Below are 16598 nucleotides of genomic sequence, written 5' to 3' on the forward strand. Positions count from 1 at the left end.
TGTTTTGAAACTTTAGAAGGGTAAGCAGGATAGTTTACCCTTATCATTATGTATGTTTTTCAGTGCATAATTAGCAAATGAAAGTACATACCTGCGTATAATAATCTGGGCAGGCCTGTGGATCGCCAGTGATATTAGGTGACGCCGTCCCAGTTCCTCCCGCTATATCATGCGTTTGTTGTTTACTTTAGGCTTTTGAGGGTTTCGCTAACTTTTTCTTTTTCTTTTTTAATTGTAATTTTATTTATTTTCCTTGTTAATGAATATTGTTCTTTCCGATTTCCATCTAACATGATAATTCACGCTATGTAAGGAGTTCCATTTTGGAGGCAGACGGCCACTTTGTTTCTGGTTTCATCAATAAAATCACTCAGTTATTGTTTTTAAAGTAGCTATGCACATAGCGTGTTAAGTTGGTTTTCGCATAACGGTTTGGTAGTATTTTTGTACATTAGTTTATTTACAGATCAAATGCTTACAAGTTGTAGTTTAAACTTACGGTGTGTACACTTGAGTGAAAATAATAATAAATCAGGTACACAGTGCTATCAATTCTATTCAGTGCGGCGCTTAGTGTGGGGACAGCGGCAGACTTTCCAAATTTCAGTCGATGCGAGCTTGATTCTACAAATAGCAAATTAGCAAACTCTGTCTGCACAGCCGCGCAATTGCCGTTGCATCATGGTGGCAAATCAGACGACACACTCTCTTTATTTATCCGTAAGTTTCCGGCAGAAAACTCAAAAGGCTCTGTTTGGTTACTGGCAGGTGGACCGGGGGAGTCTGGCGCTGGGTTTTACAATGATATTGCACTTTACAGACAAGCCTTCCCCAATTTAGACATTTACATACCCGATCACCGTGGCACGGGGGCTTCCTCTCGGATCTGCCCTCAAGAGGAAATTAGCTCGGTGGGAGGCGGTGAGTTAGTCGCGCAAGAGTGGCCGCAGTGTTTTGAGCATATATTTAAAAACCCAGACTATGTAAAAAGCTTCAGTGTTACTAACGCAGCACATGATGTCAGCCAGCTTATTTCACATTATAGCGCCGGAAAAACCTATGTTTACGGCGTTTCTTATGGTACTCAATTAGCCTTACGTGTAATGCAATTAGGGCAAGTTAAGTTGACTGGGGGAGTGCTTGACTCTCTTGTGCCTCATCAGCTAGATGATAAGCATGACCTGTCAAATCGCTCGCAAGTCGTCAATTCTGTGGGAAAAACGTATTTGTCGCGGATCATGTCTAACAGTCAGTCAGTGTTGGACAAAATAACGCAATTTCAAAGTAACTACGCGCTGTTATCGGACGCAGACACACAGTTGCCAAAAGTGCCCTTATCACAAATGTTAGGATTGTTTTTGGATAATGAATCTCTGCGTGCTCAAATTCCAGCTATTGTTGATGGGGTAATAGCCAAAAACTATACCCCATTAAATCGGGCAATTTCAGACTACACGCAATGGTCACAAAATCTTGCGGGAGACTTCTCCAATGTAGGTATGTCAATTATGTTAAGCCAAGTTATCACCTCATCGGAGAACAATCTGCGATTAAATAAAACGAAAGCACAGCATCAAGAGGAAGAGGCGGCATTATATTTTACGAGCCCGTTGCCAAAACTCATCGCACAGAACAGCCTACCGACTTATGAGCGAGACGAGTTCTTTGCAAAAATACCCAAATCAGATACGCCTGTGCTTATTTTACACGGTGACTTAGACCCAAAAACTCACATCGATGGTGCTAAAGCACACATTAAGTTGTTTGAAAGAAAGCTAAACTATCAACTGGAAGTTTTCGGTGATATGCCTCACGCGATTATGATGAGTGCTCAAAAGCACCAAGCAGCAGACAAAATGAGTGATTTTATAGGAAAGCACTGACTTTCGGTAATAGTTGCCTGAAAAGCTGGCAACTTGGTTTGTTGTGCAAATGGCAAATGTAACAGCCTTTTTGTGTTATCTGTTTTCTTTTACCTACCCGATATGTAATTATCGGAACACTGACGTCATATAGATGTAAAGAATAATGAAAAACAAAATGTTAAACGGAGTTTTTGCCGGATTTTTAGCTTTGAGCTTATCCGCTTGTCAGCAATCGACGGTACAAAACGCATCTCAAGATTTTAATGCAAGTGCGGCATGGTCGGAGCTGCGCACTACCTTAGAGCAACAATATGCTTACCTCGATAGAAGCGGGGTGGATAAAGGTGAGCTATTTGATTTATTTGCGCCAAAGCTCATGGCCGCGCAATCCAAGCAGGCATTTGCCGATACTGCTCAGCAGTTATTGCGCAACTTTTACGACCCGCACTTGAATCTTGGTCCTTATAATGAACTCGACTTTAGTGTATATCCAACCGGCTCAGATATTTATGTGAACTATCAAAATCAACAGTTTGTGGTTGTTGATGTTAAGGCAGGATCTGCCGCTGATATGGCAGGCATTCGCCCAAATATGAGAGTGACAGCGGTGAATGGTTTACCTATGGAGCAGGCTGTTGAGCAAGTACTTGGGCGCGATATCTCACAGCTGATGTTAGAGCAAGTCAACTTTGCAGCCAATGTCAGCCTAGGTGGTTTTAGAAATGTAGCGCGTACAATTACGATTGAACATGAAATTGGTGGTAAACAATATCGTCTTGGAGCAAGTTATGAGGCGATAAATGCTTTTAGAGATGGCCCGACCGTCAGCTTTAAGCAAATAGATAAACTGGGTTATATCCGTTTCAATAATACACTTGGCAATACGGCAACTGTCGATGAGTTTAAACAAGCTTTAATTGAACTTATCGACACTAAAGCGTTAATCATCGACTTACGCAATACACCAAGTGGCGGAAACACGGGTGTAGCTGAACCTATCTTGGGTCACTTTGTAACACAAAAAACGGCATATCAGCGTTATCGAACCCAACAAATCGGTGTCCCTTATGCTCAAGCAAATAAGGACACCGCCTATGTCGAACCCACTTTACCTCACTACAGCAAACCGTTTGTCGTGCTGGCGGGTCATTGGACTGGGAGTATGGGAGAGGGCATGACAATAGGTTTTGATGCCATTGGTGCTAAAACCGTAATTGGCGCGCCTATGGCTGATTTACTCGGTGGAATTAAGACGGTGCAACTGGCACAAAGTGACACTTGGCTAGAGTTAGGGTTTGAGCGTTTGTATCATGTTAATGGCAGCTTCAGAGAAGACTTTGTTCCGCATATCCGCTTAGACTCAGCGGATAGAGATGAGCAAGGCGGTGATCCCGCGTTAGCAAGGGCTTTATCGTTATTGAAATTGTAATTAGATAAAAAAATGCCAGCACGAAGCTGGCATTTTTACATTGAGTAGTGAACTTAGAACGTCGCTTTATAACGTACACCAAACTCGCTGGCGTCGTTGCTCTTGATCACTAGGATGTAATCGCCTGTGTTCAAACGGGCATCATCATAGCGCTCATCAAAGATGTTACGACCATACAAAGAGATATCCCAGTTGGCATTCATAGGTGAATAGGTAATGTCGAAGTTAGTGGTTGTACGTGAGTCAATTTGCGTCATGCGACGAGGATCTGAGCTTGGCTCACCATACATGTCATCACGGTATGAAATATCCATACGCGCGCTAACCGTTGCGCCACTGCTTAATTCAAACTCATAAGATGGGCTGATTGAGGCTGTCCACTCAGGCGTTAGCGGTGCCACAGGTTTAACGCCGTTTTGCTCTTTAACGTCTACGTCCATAAAGCCAAAGCTTGAGTGCAGGGTAAAGCTATCTGTTACATAGTAAGTGCTTTCAAATTCAACGCCGCGTGATGTTTGCTCAACAATCAAGTTGTTAGTATCAAAACCAGCGTCGGTTACTACGTTAACTTGGTATGGTAAATCGTCATATTCAGTGTTGAAAAACGCCACACTCATGCTGAAGTCGTCAGTTAACTGACCTTTGAAACCTGTTTCGTAGTTAATAGCACTGATGTTGTCGCTGGCCATAAATGCGTTGTTTGCACGTACAGCTGCCGCAGCTTCTTCTTGCTTATCAAAGCCACCAGCACCGAAGAACTGGCCAATTAAGAAATAAGGACGCGCGGGGTATTGACCAGATTGGTAACCCGTTTGTACCGTCGTGTACCAGTTTAAGCCGTTTTCAAAGGTGTAGTTAGTTGCTAATTCCCAAGAGATCTCATCCCAATCACGGCTTGAAGAAATCGTGCCAACTGGGTCAAATACATTGGTTGACGCAGACTTTTCGTCTTCGGTGTAGCGTACACCACCCGAAATACGTAAGTCGTCAGTTGCGTCATAACCAAGGTTGAAAAATACTGCGCGACTGGTTGTTTCTTGGTCAAGCTCAAGTTTAGTTGGGCCACCATCAAAGCTAGCTTCAGATGAATCTTGACGGTTTGAACCTTCTTCATTAAACCAGTACACACCAGTAACAAAGTCCGCACGACCTAAGTAACCAGTTAACTGTAACTCAACAGAAGTTTGATCCGCTGTGCCACGCTCTGGGTAATGATCAAGTGCAACTGCAGTGCTGTCGTCATCTAAACCTGCTTTATACTCAGATGAACGTTTAGAGAAAATAAACTTAGTGCCAAAATCAGGCGTGATGTCGTACTCTGCTGTTAATGAGATACCATTGGCTTTGTTAGAAACAGTCGCAGTTTCCATCGTGCTTGTTGCGTTATCGTACGGATCTGTTGTGGTATCCGCGTTGCGCAAGCCATTTTGGTATAAACGGCCATTTGGTAACTCATCAATAAGTGTAGTGTAAGGACGTGTACCACCTTCACCATCGTTTGCATCAGCGGTGAACACTAAGCGTAAGTCTTCACTTGCATTGTACTTAATTGACACGCGACCGTGGAATTCTTGGTTTTCACCCACATCGTATTCGGCATTCGGCAAGTTAACAAACTCACCTAAGCCACCACGGCGGTTAAAGCCCATGTTAAAGTTAAATGCAAGGTCTTCAGTCACAGCTTGGTTAGTGAAGATGCTACCTTTTAAGCGACCGCGAGTACCCACTTCTGCGCTTACTTTGGTTACGGCTGCTTGATCTGGCTGTTTAGTGATGATGTTAATCGCACCACCAATTGAGTTACGGCCATAAAGCGTACCTTGAGGACCACGCAATACTTCGATACGCTCGATGTTAGCTAGGTTCCAGTTTTGACCAACTTGGCGACCAAGATAAACACCATCAACGTAAACACTCACGCCCGGATCAGTCGTAATAAGGTGGTCTTGTAAACCGATACCGCGAATAAACGGGTTTGCAGAAGAGTTGTGACCTGCTGAGAAGCCAGTGATATTCAGGTTTGGAACAAATTTACCCACATCAGTGATGTCTGAGATACCTTGAGAATCAAGGTCATCACCAGAAAATGCACTCATTGCAATCGGTACTTCGTAAATTACTTGCGAACGCTTAGTAGCGGTTACTGTGATTGCTTCAATTTTTGACTTTTCAGCTTGTGCTTCTTCTGCCATTACTGATGTAGAAGATAAGCTTGCTAGTGCTACTGCCAAAGCGCCGGCAATAGGGGATAAATTGCGTACAGTGATGCTCATATTTGTTCCTCAGAAACGGTTAAATTTTTAAATCTCGTGTGTGTTGGTTTCATGCGAAGAAACTCGCTGTGCGGGAACTCGCCAACCGTGAATGCAACCACTGGCCATTCTTTTGTAAAACGCGCGCGCAAAAAAACGCAATCATCCATGGGAGACTGCTACGTATTTTTATTTTACTTAACGGCAATTACAAAAATGAAAGGTCAGCGAAAAGCTGCTATTCGATTGGGAGGACATTATACATTGTACTTTCTAAATTTGGCAACCCAAAAAGAGGGCGTTTTTTCTCTGCAAGTGCCTTTTTTGAATACATTTTCCATTTTTGTTGTATGTTGAGGATATTATGTTCTTGTCTTTTCTGGTAATTAGAGTTTTGATTGAGAAATATGGCGGGGTATTGGGAATTTCGGGTCTAAAAAGGGTAAAAAATCTTAAAGCTGAGATGCTTTTGTTCACTCCTTTGAGTAGTATGGATGATTTTTCTAACACAATAAAAGTAAAAGGAGCTTGGATGGGAACTTTAAGAATAAAGCTGTGCCTAGGCGTTATGCTAATTGTCTGTTTGGTGGTGTTTGTGAGGACATATTCAAACTATACAAAAGAGTATACCAGTCAATTTATTGATCGAACGATTTACTCTAAGCAGCTCGATGAAGACAGAAAAATCTTTATACGTTTACCTGATAATTATAACCCTAGTCAGCGTTACCCTTTGATAATTAAAACTGATGGCAACTTCAATTTATCAAGGTGGGATGAAGTGATTTCTGACTACGCAGTACAAGGTAAAGTTGATGATTCTATTTTGGTTGCGATCCCCAATTTGTTTTGGACAGATACGAGAAATAGAGACTTAGTTCCGCCGTATGCGCGCAAAGACGTGCAAATTCAAGCGAGGCCAGAGTCGGACAATGCGCCTGAGATATTTGGCAAAGCAGATGTGTTTTTGCGTTTCATAGAATCTGAACTTCTACCATACCTTGAAGCAAACTATGCGATTAATGACAACCGTTTACTTAGTGGTTTTTCTGCTGGTGGCAGCTTTGTGCTTTATACACTTACCAAAAAACCGACACTTTTTACTGGTTACTTTGCTTTTAGTCCTGCCGCTTGGTATGACGACTCGGTTGTAGTTCGCAAGTTTAAGCATGATATCAAAGATGTAGAAGGTGCAGCGCGGTTTTTATATTTGAGCATAGGTGGTGCGGAAAACGATATTATCACAAGCTCATTTGAAGGCCTCTTGGCGGTATTAAGTTCGCAAGCGCCCAGCAATTTAGTGTCTGCGTTCAGTTATAGTGAAGGAGCAAGTCATACAGAGAACCCTTATATTTCAGTACCAAAGGCGCTTGAGGCTTATTATCAGTTCAAGCAAAACGCATCATCAACCCAGGTAACCGGAGTCAGCAAGGTAGAGCCCTTATAAAACCGTTATTTCACATCAACCACTTTACTGGCTTTTTTATACCTAATTTTAAACCCAGACCATGCGGGCAATTCCCATTTTTTAGGCGCTTCTTTTCTATTCCCGCCAATATGATGTAAGAGGATGCGTTTACCGGTAAACGAGTATTCCACCTGCATAAGCATATCGTTCAACTGCACTTGCAAAGGGTGCTTTTCGATAAACGGGTCTAACTCCCAAGGCTCAACTTGTTGATAAAACAGATCCACAGCTTCTATCAGTGTTAAATCATCCTGATCTGCAATGCCAATCTCTTGCAGCTTTTGCGTTAAATATTGCTCTGGTGTTAGCGCCTCAAACGGTGTGTTTTGCGCTTGGTAATAGAGCTGATGTTGGGCTAAAGATTGCATAATTTGCTCGCCAGCTGGCGCAAGCAGTTCGCCCTTTAAAATCAGTTCGACGCAGGCGGGGATGAGCAATTTTCCTGATGCTTCAACAAGCTGTTCGTTTAACTCAAGGCCCGCGTAAACGCAGCGTATTTTTGCCATGACTCGCTCATCAATCAAGCATGCATCAACAAATTGTTGCTCGCCCAAGCCAAGATTGGAGACGAGATTCAAGCTTACAGGGGCATTTAAGGTGGCGAGTGTCATGGCTTGCTTGGTGCCTTTTCCCGCGAGTGCATAGGTATCGAGCACCAACATGGCTTGGCAATGATCATTTATTCGGGTTTCTTTAGCAGGCACAACTTCGCTTTGACCGTTACCAAATGCACCACGACGATTGGCGCGTTTTACATATAACCAATCAGGTTTTGCTTTGGCTATGGCTTCAACAAGCAAGTTTCGGTCATAACTTGCGGCGTGTTTTCGTTCGGGTAAGTCAAATGCGATGCGTAATTGGTCACTAAATTGTTTCGCCTCGTTGAGCGCATCAGGCTCAGCTTTGACGCAGTCTAGCTGATCTCGCACCAGCGCAATGACCAATTCAAGATCGCAGTGGTTTGGCAGTTGTTTATTTAAAGTATCCACTTGTTCTGGTGAATTAGGCAATTGATAGACGCGAGCAGGTACGCTTAGTACAGCAATGGCATCGACCATCGCTTGTTGCAAAGCTTTACTTGGCATCGTTTGGATTAAATAGGCTAACTCGGCATCGACGGGGAGTGGGTAGAGCATTTTGCCCAGTGTCGTTGCTTTTTGACTGCTATTAATCGCGTTTATGCGTATCAGCTTTTCAATGGCTTGCGACTTTGAAGCTTGGGGCAGTGGCTCGATAAACGTCAAGCTGTCGACTCCATCGCTTGAACAACCCGCGGCAAGTACCAGTTCGGTGAGGCTTTCTCGATGTATTTCTGGTGGTGTCGTGTCAATCAATGGCGCATGTTCACCATACAGGCGAATACACAAACCTGATTGTGTACGTCCAGCACGGCCTAAACGCTGTTTAGCCGAGTCTTTGGCAATGGCCTCTAAATTGAGTACGGTTTTTCCCGCGCGTAAATGGGTGCGACGTTCAAGACCCGAGTCAATCACACAACTGACATTAGGGATTGTTAACGAGGTTTCGGCCACATTGGTCGCTAGGATGATACGCTGCTTGTCTTGAACATTGAGTGCCAACTTTTGTTGTTCTGCACTACAGCCACCATATAAGCGTACGACCAATGCATCTAGATGAGAAAGTTGACCCGCAGCGGCTTGAATTTCCCCTTTGCCGGGTAAAAACACCAAAATATCACCACTGGTGTTCTCTAGCGCGTAGTCGCACGCCTCACAAATACGTTCGCTTAAATCATATTTGCTTGGCATTGCACGGGTGTCCGTGGCAATAAATAGCTCTTCAACCGGGTACATTTTGCCTTCGCTGTACAGTGCTTTAGCGTGCAAATAGTTTAAAAGTGGGGTGGTATTCAGCGTCGCTGAAGTCACAATTAAACGATGTTGGTCATGCGTTTTTAGCAGCGCAAGTAGTAAGTCCATGTCCCATCGGCGCTCGTGAAATTCATCGAGCATCACCACTTGGTAGTCGCTCAATTGGTTTTCAAAGTACCATCGCAATGCAACACCGGGCGTGGCAAACACCACTTGCGTGCGCTCGTCAAAATGGTGCTCAAATCGAATGGCATAGCCAATTTTTTCGCCAATGCGTTGCCCCGCTTGAGCGGCTAAAAACTCTGCCAAAGACGTACAAGCAATCCGCCTTGGCTCAATCACCAAGACCTTACCTTGTTTATTTGCCCACAAAGGCAAACAGGTTGATTTACCTGAGCCTGTAGCCGCACTCACAACGATATTGTTTTGTTCGAGAGTGGTTAAAAATTCAGACTTAATGGCTTCAATGGGTAAGGTCATAACTTCAAATACAGGTTTGTAAAACAAACACAAATATTATCAAAGCTATATTGAAAATGCCGCAGTTTGTACCAACTATGTTTAAAAAGATGAATAAGTAATCAAATATGATAAACGGTTTTTTACTGATCGCGCTGGTGGCCTTTGTGGTGACGTATTGGCGCTGGCAAGACATCCAAAACATATTGTGGGCAAAGAAATATCAAGACCATGCTTTGTCTGACAAGGATAAGCGCGTACTGCTCAACTACATGCCAATTTACAGAGCAATGACGGATGCCGATAGAGCTGCGTTAGAGAAGCACATTATTTGGTTTTTAGATCAAAAACGTATCATCGGACGTGACGGTTTAAAGGTCAATCGCGCGATGGAACTAATTGTGGCCGCAGATGCCTGCCTACTCGTGCTCAAACAAGCATGGCCTTTGTATCCAAACGTCAAAGAAGTGCTACTTTACCCAAGTAGTTACTACGCACCACAAACCAGCACTGACAGCGCAGGCCTTGTGAATTACCATACGTCTATCCGTCAAGGAGAGTCTTGGCCGGGTGGCACACTGGTGTTGAGTTGGCATGATGTGCTGGAGGGCAATCGCCTACCTGGAGATGGGCACAACTTGGTGTTTCATGAATTTGCCCATCAATTGGACCAACAAACTGGGCAAACTAATGGCACGCCTCAATTAGCAACTAAGCAGGATTATGCCGATTGGTCTCGTGTATTTAGTCGCGCATTTACCAATTTAAAAAGCCATGTTGCTTACCAAATGCCTCATGTGATCCATAGTTATGGCGCAACCAATGAAGCGGAGTTTTTTGCGGTATTGACAGAAACATTTATTGAAAAGCCAACTCAGCTCAAAAGCTATGATCCAGAACTCTTTCGCCTTTTGACTCGTTACTTTCAATTCGACCCGACAGCTTGGCAACATCGTGCTTAATCGGCCTAAGATCGCCGCGTAATTCCGTTATTGATGGCATTTTACTGGTAACTGAGCTGATTTTTTGTTGAGATGTGGCCACTTTAAGTTGAGAGTAATAAGAAATATGAAAAAACAGTTTTACAGCGCGCTGTCGCTCTCTATTGCATTAGCTTTGGGCACGGCTCAAGCAGAAGAAAAATCAGAAAAATGGCAAGTAGACGCACCGCAAGGTGAATTTTCTGACGCTAAAATCTCGGTGTCACAAGGCACTTGGATGAACGTGGATATTAGCCCTGATGGCAAAACACTGGCATTTGACCTATTGGGTGACATTTACACCATGCCAATCACTGGTGGCGAAGCCAAACAACTCACGAGCGATATTGGTTGGCAAATGCAGCCACGCTTTAGCCCAGATGGCCAGTACATTGCGTTTACTTCGGATCAGGGCGGTGGCGATAATATTTGGTTAATGAAGGCCGATGGTTCAGAGCAAAAAGCGGTGACCAACGAAACTTTCCGCTTGTTGAATAGCCCAGCTTGGAGCCCAGACGGTGATTTCATTGTGGCGCGTAAGCACTTTACGGCAACACGTTCATTAGGTGCTGGTGAAGTATGGATGTATCACAAATCAGGTGGCACAGGCGTAAAACTGACAGCCCGTGCGAACGATCAAAAAGATTTAGGCGAACCAGCATTCTCTCCAGATGGCCGTTACGTGTACTTCTCACAAGACGCGACACCGGGTAAAACTTTCCACTATTCAAAAGATTCTGTATCGGGCATTTACAAAATTAAGCGTTTTGACCGTGAAACGGGTGAGATCAAAGTGATCTTATCGGGCATGGGTGGTGCGATCCGCCCCACGCCATCACCGGATGGCAAAACCCTTGCTTATGTTAAGCGCGATGATTTCCAATCAAGCTTGTATTTGTATGATTTAGAGTCAGGTAAAGAAACCAAACTATACGGCAACCTAGAGCGTGATATGCAGGAAACTTGGGCTATTCACGGTGTATACCCAACTATGGCTTGGACACCAGATAACCAAAAAATTGTATTCTGGGCGGGTGGTAAAATTCATCAAATCAAGGTGGCTGACAAGTCAATTGACACCATTGAATTTAGTGTCAACACCACCAAAAAAGTACAAAAAGCCCTGCGTTTTGCGCAAAATATCGATCAAGAACAGTTTGACGTAAAAATGCTCCGTAATGTGCAGGTTTCACCAAACGGTGACACGGCCGTGTTTGAAGCCATGGGGCATATTTACAAGCGCGATCTTGAATCTGGCAAAGTAGTGCGTTTAACCTCACAAAATGATCACTTTGAGTTTTTCCCGCAGTTTTCTCGCGACGGCAAAAAACTGGTTTACACCACGTGGGATGACAACAAGCAAGGTGATGTGCGTGTCATCTCTATCGGTGGTGGTAAAACGGGTAAGGCGATTACAAAAGAGCCGGGTAAATATGTAGAGCCAACCTTTAGCCCTGATGGGAAAACAGTGGTATTCCGTAAGAGCAGCGGTAGCTCGTTACTCGCACCTGAATGGTCGTTAAAGCCGGGCTTGTATCAAGTACCGAGTAAAGACGGTGATGTACAGCTTATCAGTGAAGACGGTTACCAAGCGCAATTTGCTGACAGTAACGACACGATTTACGTGATGGCGCAAGGTCAAGATCCTGAGCTGCGCTCAATAGATTTGAACACCAAAGAGTCAAAAACACTTTATGACGCTAAGCATGCAACGGAATATCGCGTGTCGCCAGACGGCAAATACCTTGCCTTTGCAGAGCGCTTTAAAGTATTTGTCACACCGTTTGTAAAAGCGGGTAGCAAGATCTCAATTTCTCCAACGGATAAACAGTTCCCAGTTGAGCAGTTGTCAGTGCGTGCCGGTGAGAACATCAGTTGGAGTGCAAAAGGTGACAAGTTGTATTGGAGCTTAGGACCTGAGCTTTACCACGCTAGCCTAGACGGAATGTTTGACATTAAGCAGGATAAAGAGGCTGACTTTAAAGTGAAAAGCGGCACTGACATTGGCTTTAAGCAAAAAATGGATGCGCCGAAAGGCATGATCGCACTTAAAGGCGCGACCATCGTCACCATGCAAGGTGATAAAGTCATTGAAAATGGTGTGGTACTCACTGATGGTAAACACATTAAAGCGGTTGGCTCTACGTCTGAGGTGACGATCCCAGCCAATGCAAAAGTCATTGACGTAGCTGGCAAAACGATTATTCCAGGGCTTGTGGATGTGCACGCGCACAGCGGACAAGGCAGTGAAGAAATTATTCCACAGCAGAACTGGCGTAACCTGGCAGAGCTTGCTTTAGGCGTCACCACGACTCACGATCCATCTAACGATACTACAGAAGTATTTGCGGCAAGCGAAATGCAAAAGGCGGGTAAAATTGTTGGCCCACGCATTTTCTCTACGGGAACCATTCTGTATGGTGCCAATGTACCGGGTTATACGGCGCACATTGACTCGCTTGATGATGCTAAATTCCATATTGAACGCTTACAAAAAGTGGGTGCGTTTAGTGTTAAGTCATACAACCAACCACGTCGTGAACAACGTCAGCAAGTGGTAGAAGCGGCTCGCCAACTGGGCATGATGGTGGTACCTGAAGGAGGCTCACTACTACAGCATAACTTAAGCATGGTGGTGGATGGTCATACTGGTGTAGAGCACTCTATTCCAGTGGCCAACATTTATGACGACATTAAGCAGCTGTGGTCACAAACTGAAGTGGGCTATACGCCAACACTGGGTGTTGCCTATGGCGGTATTTGGGGTGAAAACTACTGGTACGACAAAACAGACGTGTGGAAGCACCCAAGACTAAGCAAGTTTGTGCCTAAGAATCAATTACTACCAAGCTCGTTACGCCGTACTAAAGCGCCAGAGTATCACTACAACCACTTTAACAACGCGCGTGTAGCTAAAGAGCTGCAAGATCAAGGCATTTTGGTGAACCTTGGTGCGCACGGCCAGCGTGAAGGCTTGGCGGCACACTGGGAAATTTGGATGTTTGCACAAGGCGGCATGTCTTCACTTGAAGCACTCCGCGCAGCAACCCTAGACTCAGCAAAGTATATTGGCTTAGATAAGCACATAGGTTCGATTGAAGCGGGTAAACTGGCGGATTTAGTGGTCATTGACGGCGATCCGCTAAGCAATATCCGTGATACCGACAAGGTCACTTACACCATGATCAATGGTCGTCTATTCGACGCAGCGACAATGAATGAAGTGGGTCAATCAGCACGCGATAAAATGTACTTCGAACAGTAATTCAAATAGTGCAAAGCACTTAAAGATTCTGGGTTTTGTCATCCTGACGAAGCTCAGGATTGTTTAAGCGCATACACAGATGCAAAAAGCCACAACGGGTGTTGTGGCTTTTTTATGTGATTTTGATAAGTGAAACGCCTTGTTTAAGCCCCTCGTGTGGCTATCGCGGGTGATACGTTGCTTGCTTTGGTTGCTGGGTAGACAACGGCCAGTTGGCCTAAAGCGATGATCATCAGTGTACCCGCTAACAAATAGTGCATGGGTACTGGGTTTATGGTGAGCAAAGTAACAAATTGATTGTTCAATATCACCGCGCCTATCCAGCCAATACACACACCTGTGACACACACAATGGCGTTCTCAGTCATAAAGTAGCGCACAATATCCGTTTTATTGGCGCCAAGTGCACGACGGGTGCCTATTTGCTTAGTGCGTCGGCTCACGTTGTAGCGCGCTTGGCCAAATATGCCAAGTCCGGTGATCAAAGCCAGACTAAGGGCAATCGCGGTGAGTATTTTGTTACTCGACAGGTCTTCACGGTAAGCGCGTTGTCGAACTTGGGACATGGTTTCAACTTTTTCTATTTTAATCCCCGGCTTTTGTAAAAATAAATCAACCGTTTTTGCCATCACGTCATCAAGTCGCTCTGAGGTGGTACGAATGGCATAGTAATGCGCACTAACGGATGATGCATCGTTGACTGCTGCAATCACGGTTGCATCGACCGAATGCCAAAATTGCCATGCATTTTGCAGCGTTTTAACAACGCCTTTAACCCGGTGAGGGCTGTCGTTGTAGTACAGTGTTGAGCCTAAAATTGCGCGCCAATTATCTGGGTAGATCCGTTTTGCGAGCGTTTGCGTGACAACAATTTGTGTTGCGATAAAGGTCCCGTCACTGGTAGTGGGTACTATGTCAGTGGGGGTAAACCATTCACCCGCGATTAACTCTAGGTTTAGTGCTGTTAAAGCATGTTCATCTGCGCCAAAATATCCGCCAATTGCAATACTTTCACCTTTTGGGTCAAGGTATAAGTCAAGATAATTACCCCACCCAAGTAGCGGCATGCTATTGAGGGCTGTGGCACTGATAACCCCATCTAATTCTCTTATTTGGCGCAAGTTCTCGTTTTTTTCGCCAATCAGTTGCTCTCCTTCACTTTGCAGGTGCGCGGAAATATAAAATGTATTTGCCTCATCGAGGCCCGTGGGTCGCTGCATTTTTTTACTACGTTCACTGATCATATAGGCGGTATTAACCAGCACCATAAAGGTGATCGCCACTTGTAATGCTAATAGAATGGGGGCAACTTTTTGTTTTTTTAGAGACTTTAATATGGGGTAAAGGTCTTTCACGTGTGCTCCTAAAGGCTCTTAAGCTGACTGGAAGGGGTTGTTTGAGCTGCCTTGAATACCGGGAAAAGGCCAAAACACAAGCTACATATAAGGGCGAGAAGTAGCGTAACTATCGCCAGAGAAAAACTCATTTGCATAATATCTACAGGCATATAGTAATACACACTGTGCAGTGCTTTTAGTCCAAGTTGTGTCAAACAAAGCCCTAATACGCCCCCAAAGAGACCAAGTAGCACCAACTCGGTGGCAAATTGTGTAAAAATAGCTTGCTGACTGGCGCCCACGGCTCGACGCAGGCCTATCTCATTGGCGCGAGCGAAGAATTTTGCCATCATCAAACTCATACAATTGAGTAAGCATACGATAAGAAAGAGCACCGCAAGCCATACGGCCAACTTGCTGTCATTCGAAATCATTTCATCGTCAATTAAACGCTCTTGTACGTTGAGTAACTTAGAGCGAGTACTATTTGGAAAGCGTCCAAGTTGCTGCTGCTCTATCATATAGTTGGTGAGAAAGTCTTTATATTCAGCTTGTGCTTGCGCATCCGGTAATTCAACCCACATATTTATCATCATACATTCTGAGGCTAACAACGCAGCAAAGGTGCCATCGTCAGGGTCTTTCCAACAAAAGGCATCGGCGGTTGAAGTGGAGAAGAACGCGTTTTTCATTTGTGTGTTAAAAGGAATGAAGACATCGAATGGTTCGTTGTATGTGTCCAAAGCATGACTGTAATATTTGGGAATGGGCACCCAATGATCTAAAACGCCTGTCACGGTAAATACCTTGTTTGCGAAACGCACAGTTTTTCCAACCGAATTTTCACCATTGAATAATTGTTGATTGATTTTTTTACTCAGCACAATCACTTGGGCGGCGTCAGTTTCTGCTTGTTGGTCCCAACCATTGCCAAAAGCAAAGGGCGCTTCAAATAGCCTAAAAAAATCAGGAGTGGTTGTTCTCACCATCACGCTTTGTGCTATTACGTCAGGTCGCAAAGGATTCGAGAGCATTTCCTCACTTGCATTTAAGGCAGCCTGATAACGGGGGATGTCAGATTTAAGCAGGTTAACAGCATCTTGATAGGTGATTGTGTAGTAGAGTTTATCACCCATCTTAGCGGCTTCTTCTTTACTTAGGCTATCCAATTGCACATTAAAAAGCGTATGACTTTTTGAGGGGATCGGATCTTTAGACATCATATAACTTACGGTATAGGTAGTCATGGTTGCACCAATCCCAACCGCTATCATGATAATGATCAAAAAGCTTAATAAAGGGGTTTTACGTATCCCCAAAAACGCAAGTTTAAAATAATAAGCCAACATCGTTACTACTCGTACAGTGGCTGTTGTTGTGAGTTTAATCGATATGTCATTGTTTTAATCCTTTTATTTAGCGGGGTGACACCCGCTTGGTTCCATTCCATGTTTAGGTCGATGACTTCGTGTTTGAATGTAGACAGAGTCAGACCCTCAATTACCGATTTATAGTACGTAGTTTTAACAAACAATCAACTGTTGTTAATTTTATTTTGGTGAGATGCTCAAATCTCTGTGTACATGTTCAAAAAGAAAGATTAAAAGTTTCATATTTTGCACCCGTTCGATTTAAAGATTAAAGCAAACAACTGGAGATGTTGTGCTTGAAGTCAGAGCGAAAATAACAGGAACGTACAACGTGACTTATA

9 protein-coding genes are annotated in these 16598 nt (G+C 44.1%); 5 read left to right on the plus strand and 4 right to left on the minus strand.

Annotation, left to right across the window (positions count from 1 at the left end; genetic code table 11):
• Positions 1–542 precede the first annotated feature (542 nt).
• Both AC5FX4_RS07540 and AC5FX4_RS07545 read left to right on the plus strand, forming a co-directional pair.
• Complete coding sequence (locus AC5FX4_RS07540; RefSeq protein WP_493605823.1) at positions 543–1883, plus strand: alpha/beta fold hydrolase; 1341 nt, start codon at positions 543–545, stop codon at positions 1881–1883.
• Positions 1884–2040: 157 nt separating this feature from the next.
• A complete protein-coding gene (locus AC5FX4_RS07545; RefSeq protein ID WP_493605824.1) occupies positions 2041–3294 on the plus strand; it encodes a S41 family peptidase in 1254 nt (417 codons plus the stop codon).
• Positions 3295–3347: 53 nt separating this feature from the next.
• Here the strand turns inward: AC5FX4_RS07545 and AC5FX4_RS07550 are convergent, their stop codons facing one another.
• Positions 3348–5567 carry a TonB-dependent receptor gene (locus tag AC5FX4_RS07550; RefSeq protein ID WP_493605825.1) on the minus strand — a complete coding sequence of 740 codons (2220 nt, stop codon included), beginning with the start codon at positions 5565–5567 and terminating at the stop codon, positions 3348–3350.
• 511 nt (positions 5568–6078) lie between these two features.
• Here AC5FX4_RS07550 and AC5FX4_RS07555 point away from each other — a divergent pair.
• A complete protein-coding gene (locus AC5FX4_RS07555) occupies positions 6079–6993 on the plus strand; it encodes an alpha/beta hydrolase (RefSeq protein ID WP_493605826.1) in 915 nt (304 codons plus the stop codon).
• A 5-nt stretch (positions 6994–6998) separates the two neighbouring features.
• Here the strand turns inward: AC5FX4_RS07555 and AC5FX4_RS07560 are convergent, their stop codons facing one another.
• On the minus strand, positions 6999–9326 hold the full coding sequence (locus AC5FX4_RS07560; RefSeq protein ID WP_493605827.1) for a helicase-related protein: 2328 nt from the start codon (positions 9324–9326) through the stop codon (positions 6999–7001).
• Positions 9327–9433: 107 nt separating this feature from the next.
• On the opposite strand from AC5FX4_RS07560, the gene AC5FX4_RS07565 reads away from it, so the two are divergent.
• Together AC5FX4_RS07565 and AC5FX4_RS07570 are read left to right on the plus strand one after the other, a co-directional pair.
• Positions 9434–10267 (plus strand): M90 family metallopeptidase, encoded by an 834-nt coding sequence (locus tag AC5FX4_RS07565; RefSeq protein WP_493605828.1) that lies wholly within the window; start codon positions 9434–9436, stop codon positions 10265–10267.
• Positions 10268–10373: 106 nt separating this feature from the next.
• Positions 10374–13550 (plus strand): amidohydrolase family protein, encoded by a 3177-nt coding sequence (locus tag AC5FX4_RS07570; protein WP_493605829.1) that lies wholly within the window; start codon positions 10374–10376, stop codon positions 13548–13550.
• 143 nt (positions 13551–13693) lie between these two features.
• Here the strand turns inward: AC5FX4_RS07570 and AC5FX4_RS07575 are convergent, their stop codons facing one another.
• Positions 13694–14905 carry an ABC transporter permease gene (locus AC5FX4_RS07575; RefSeq protein WP_493605830.1) on the minus strand — a complete coding sequence of 404 codons (1212 nt, stop codon included), beginning with the start codon at positions 14903–14905 and terminating at the stop codon, positions 13694–13696.
• An 8-nt stretch (positions 14906–14913) separates the two neighbouring features.
• Entirely contained in the window at positions 14914–16236 is a 1323-nt protein-coding gene (locus AC5FX4_RS07580) for an ABC transporter permease (RefSeq protein WP_493605831.1), read from the minus strand.
• Positions 16237–16598: the final 362 nt, after the last annotated feature.

This window comes from Pseudoalteromonas sp. ATL1 (assembly GCF_058933015.1).

What these genes read in the sequence shown, in the direction of transcription:
- AC5FX4_RS07545 (WP_493605824.1), top strand. Translation starts at nt 2,041, where the DNA reads ATGTTAAACGGAGTTTTTGCCGGATTTTTAGCTTTGAGCTTATCCGCT.
- AC5FX4_RS07550 (WP_493605825.1), bottom strand. Translation starts at nt 5,567, where the DNA reads ATGAGCATCACTGTACGCAATTTATCCCCTATTGCCGGCGCTTTGGCA.
- AC5FX4_RS07555 (WP_493605826.1), top strand. Translation starts at nt 6,079, where the DNA reads ATGGGAACTTTAAGAATAAAGCTGTGCCTAGGCGTTATGCTAATTGTC.
- AC5FX4_RS07560 (WP_493605827.1), bottom strand. Translation starts at nt 9,326, where the DNA reads ATGACCTTACCCATTGAAGCCATTAAGTCTGAATTTTTAACCACTCTC.
- AC5FX4_RS07565 (WP_493605828.1), top strand. Translation starts at nt 9,434, where the DNA reads ATGATAAACGGTTTTTTACTGATCGCGCTGGTGGCCTTTGTGGTGACG.
- AC5FX4_RS07570 (WP_493605829.1), top strand. Translation starts at nt 10,374, where the DNA reads ATGAAAAAACAGTTTTACAGCGCGCTGTCGCTCTCTATTGCATTAGCT.
- AC5FX4_RS07580 (WP_493605831.1), bottom strand. Translation starts at nt 16,236, where the DNA reads ATGTTGGCTTATTATTTTAAACTTGCGTTTTTGGGGATACGTAAAACC.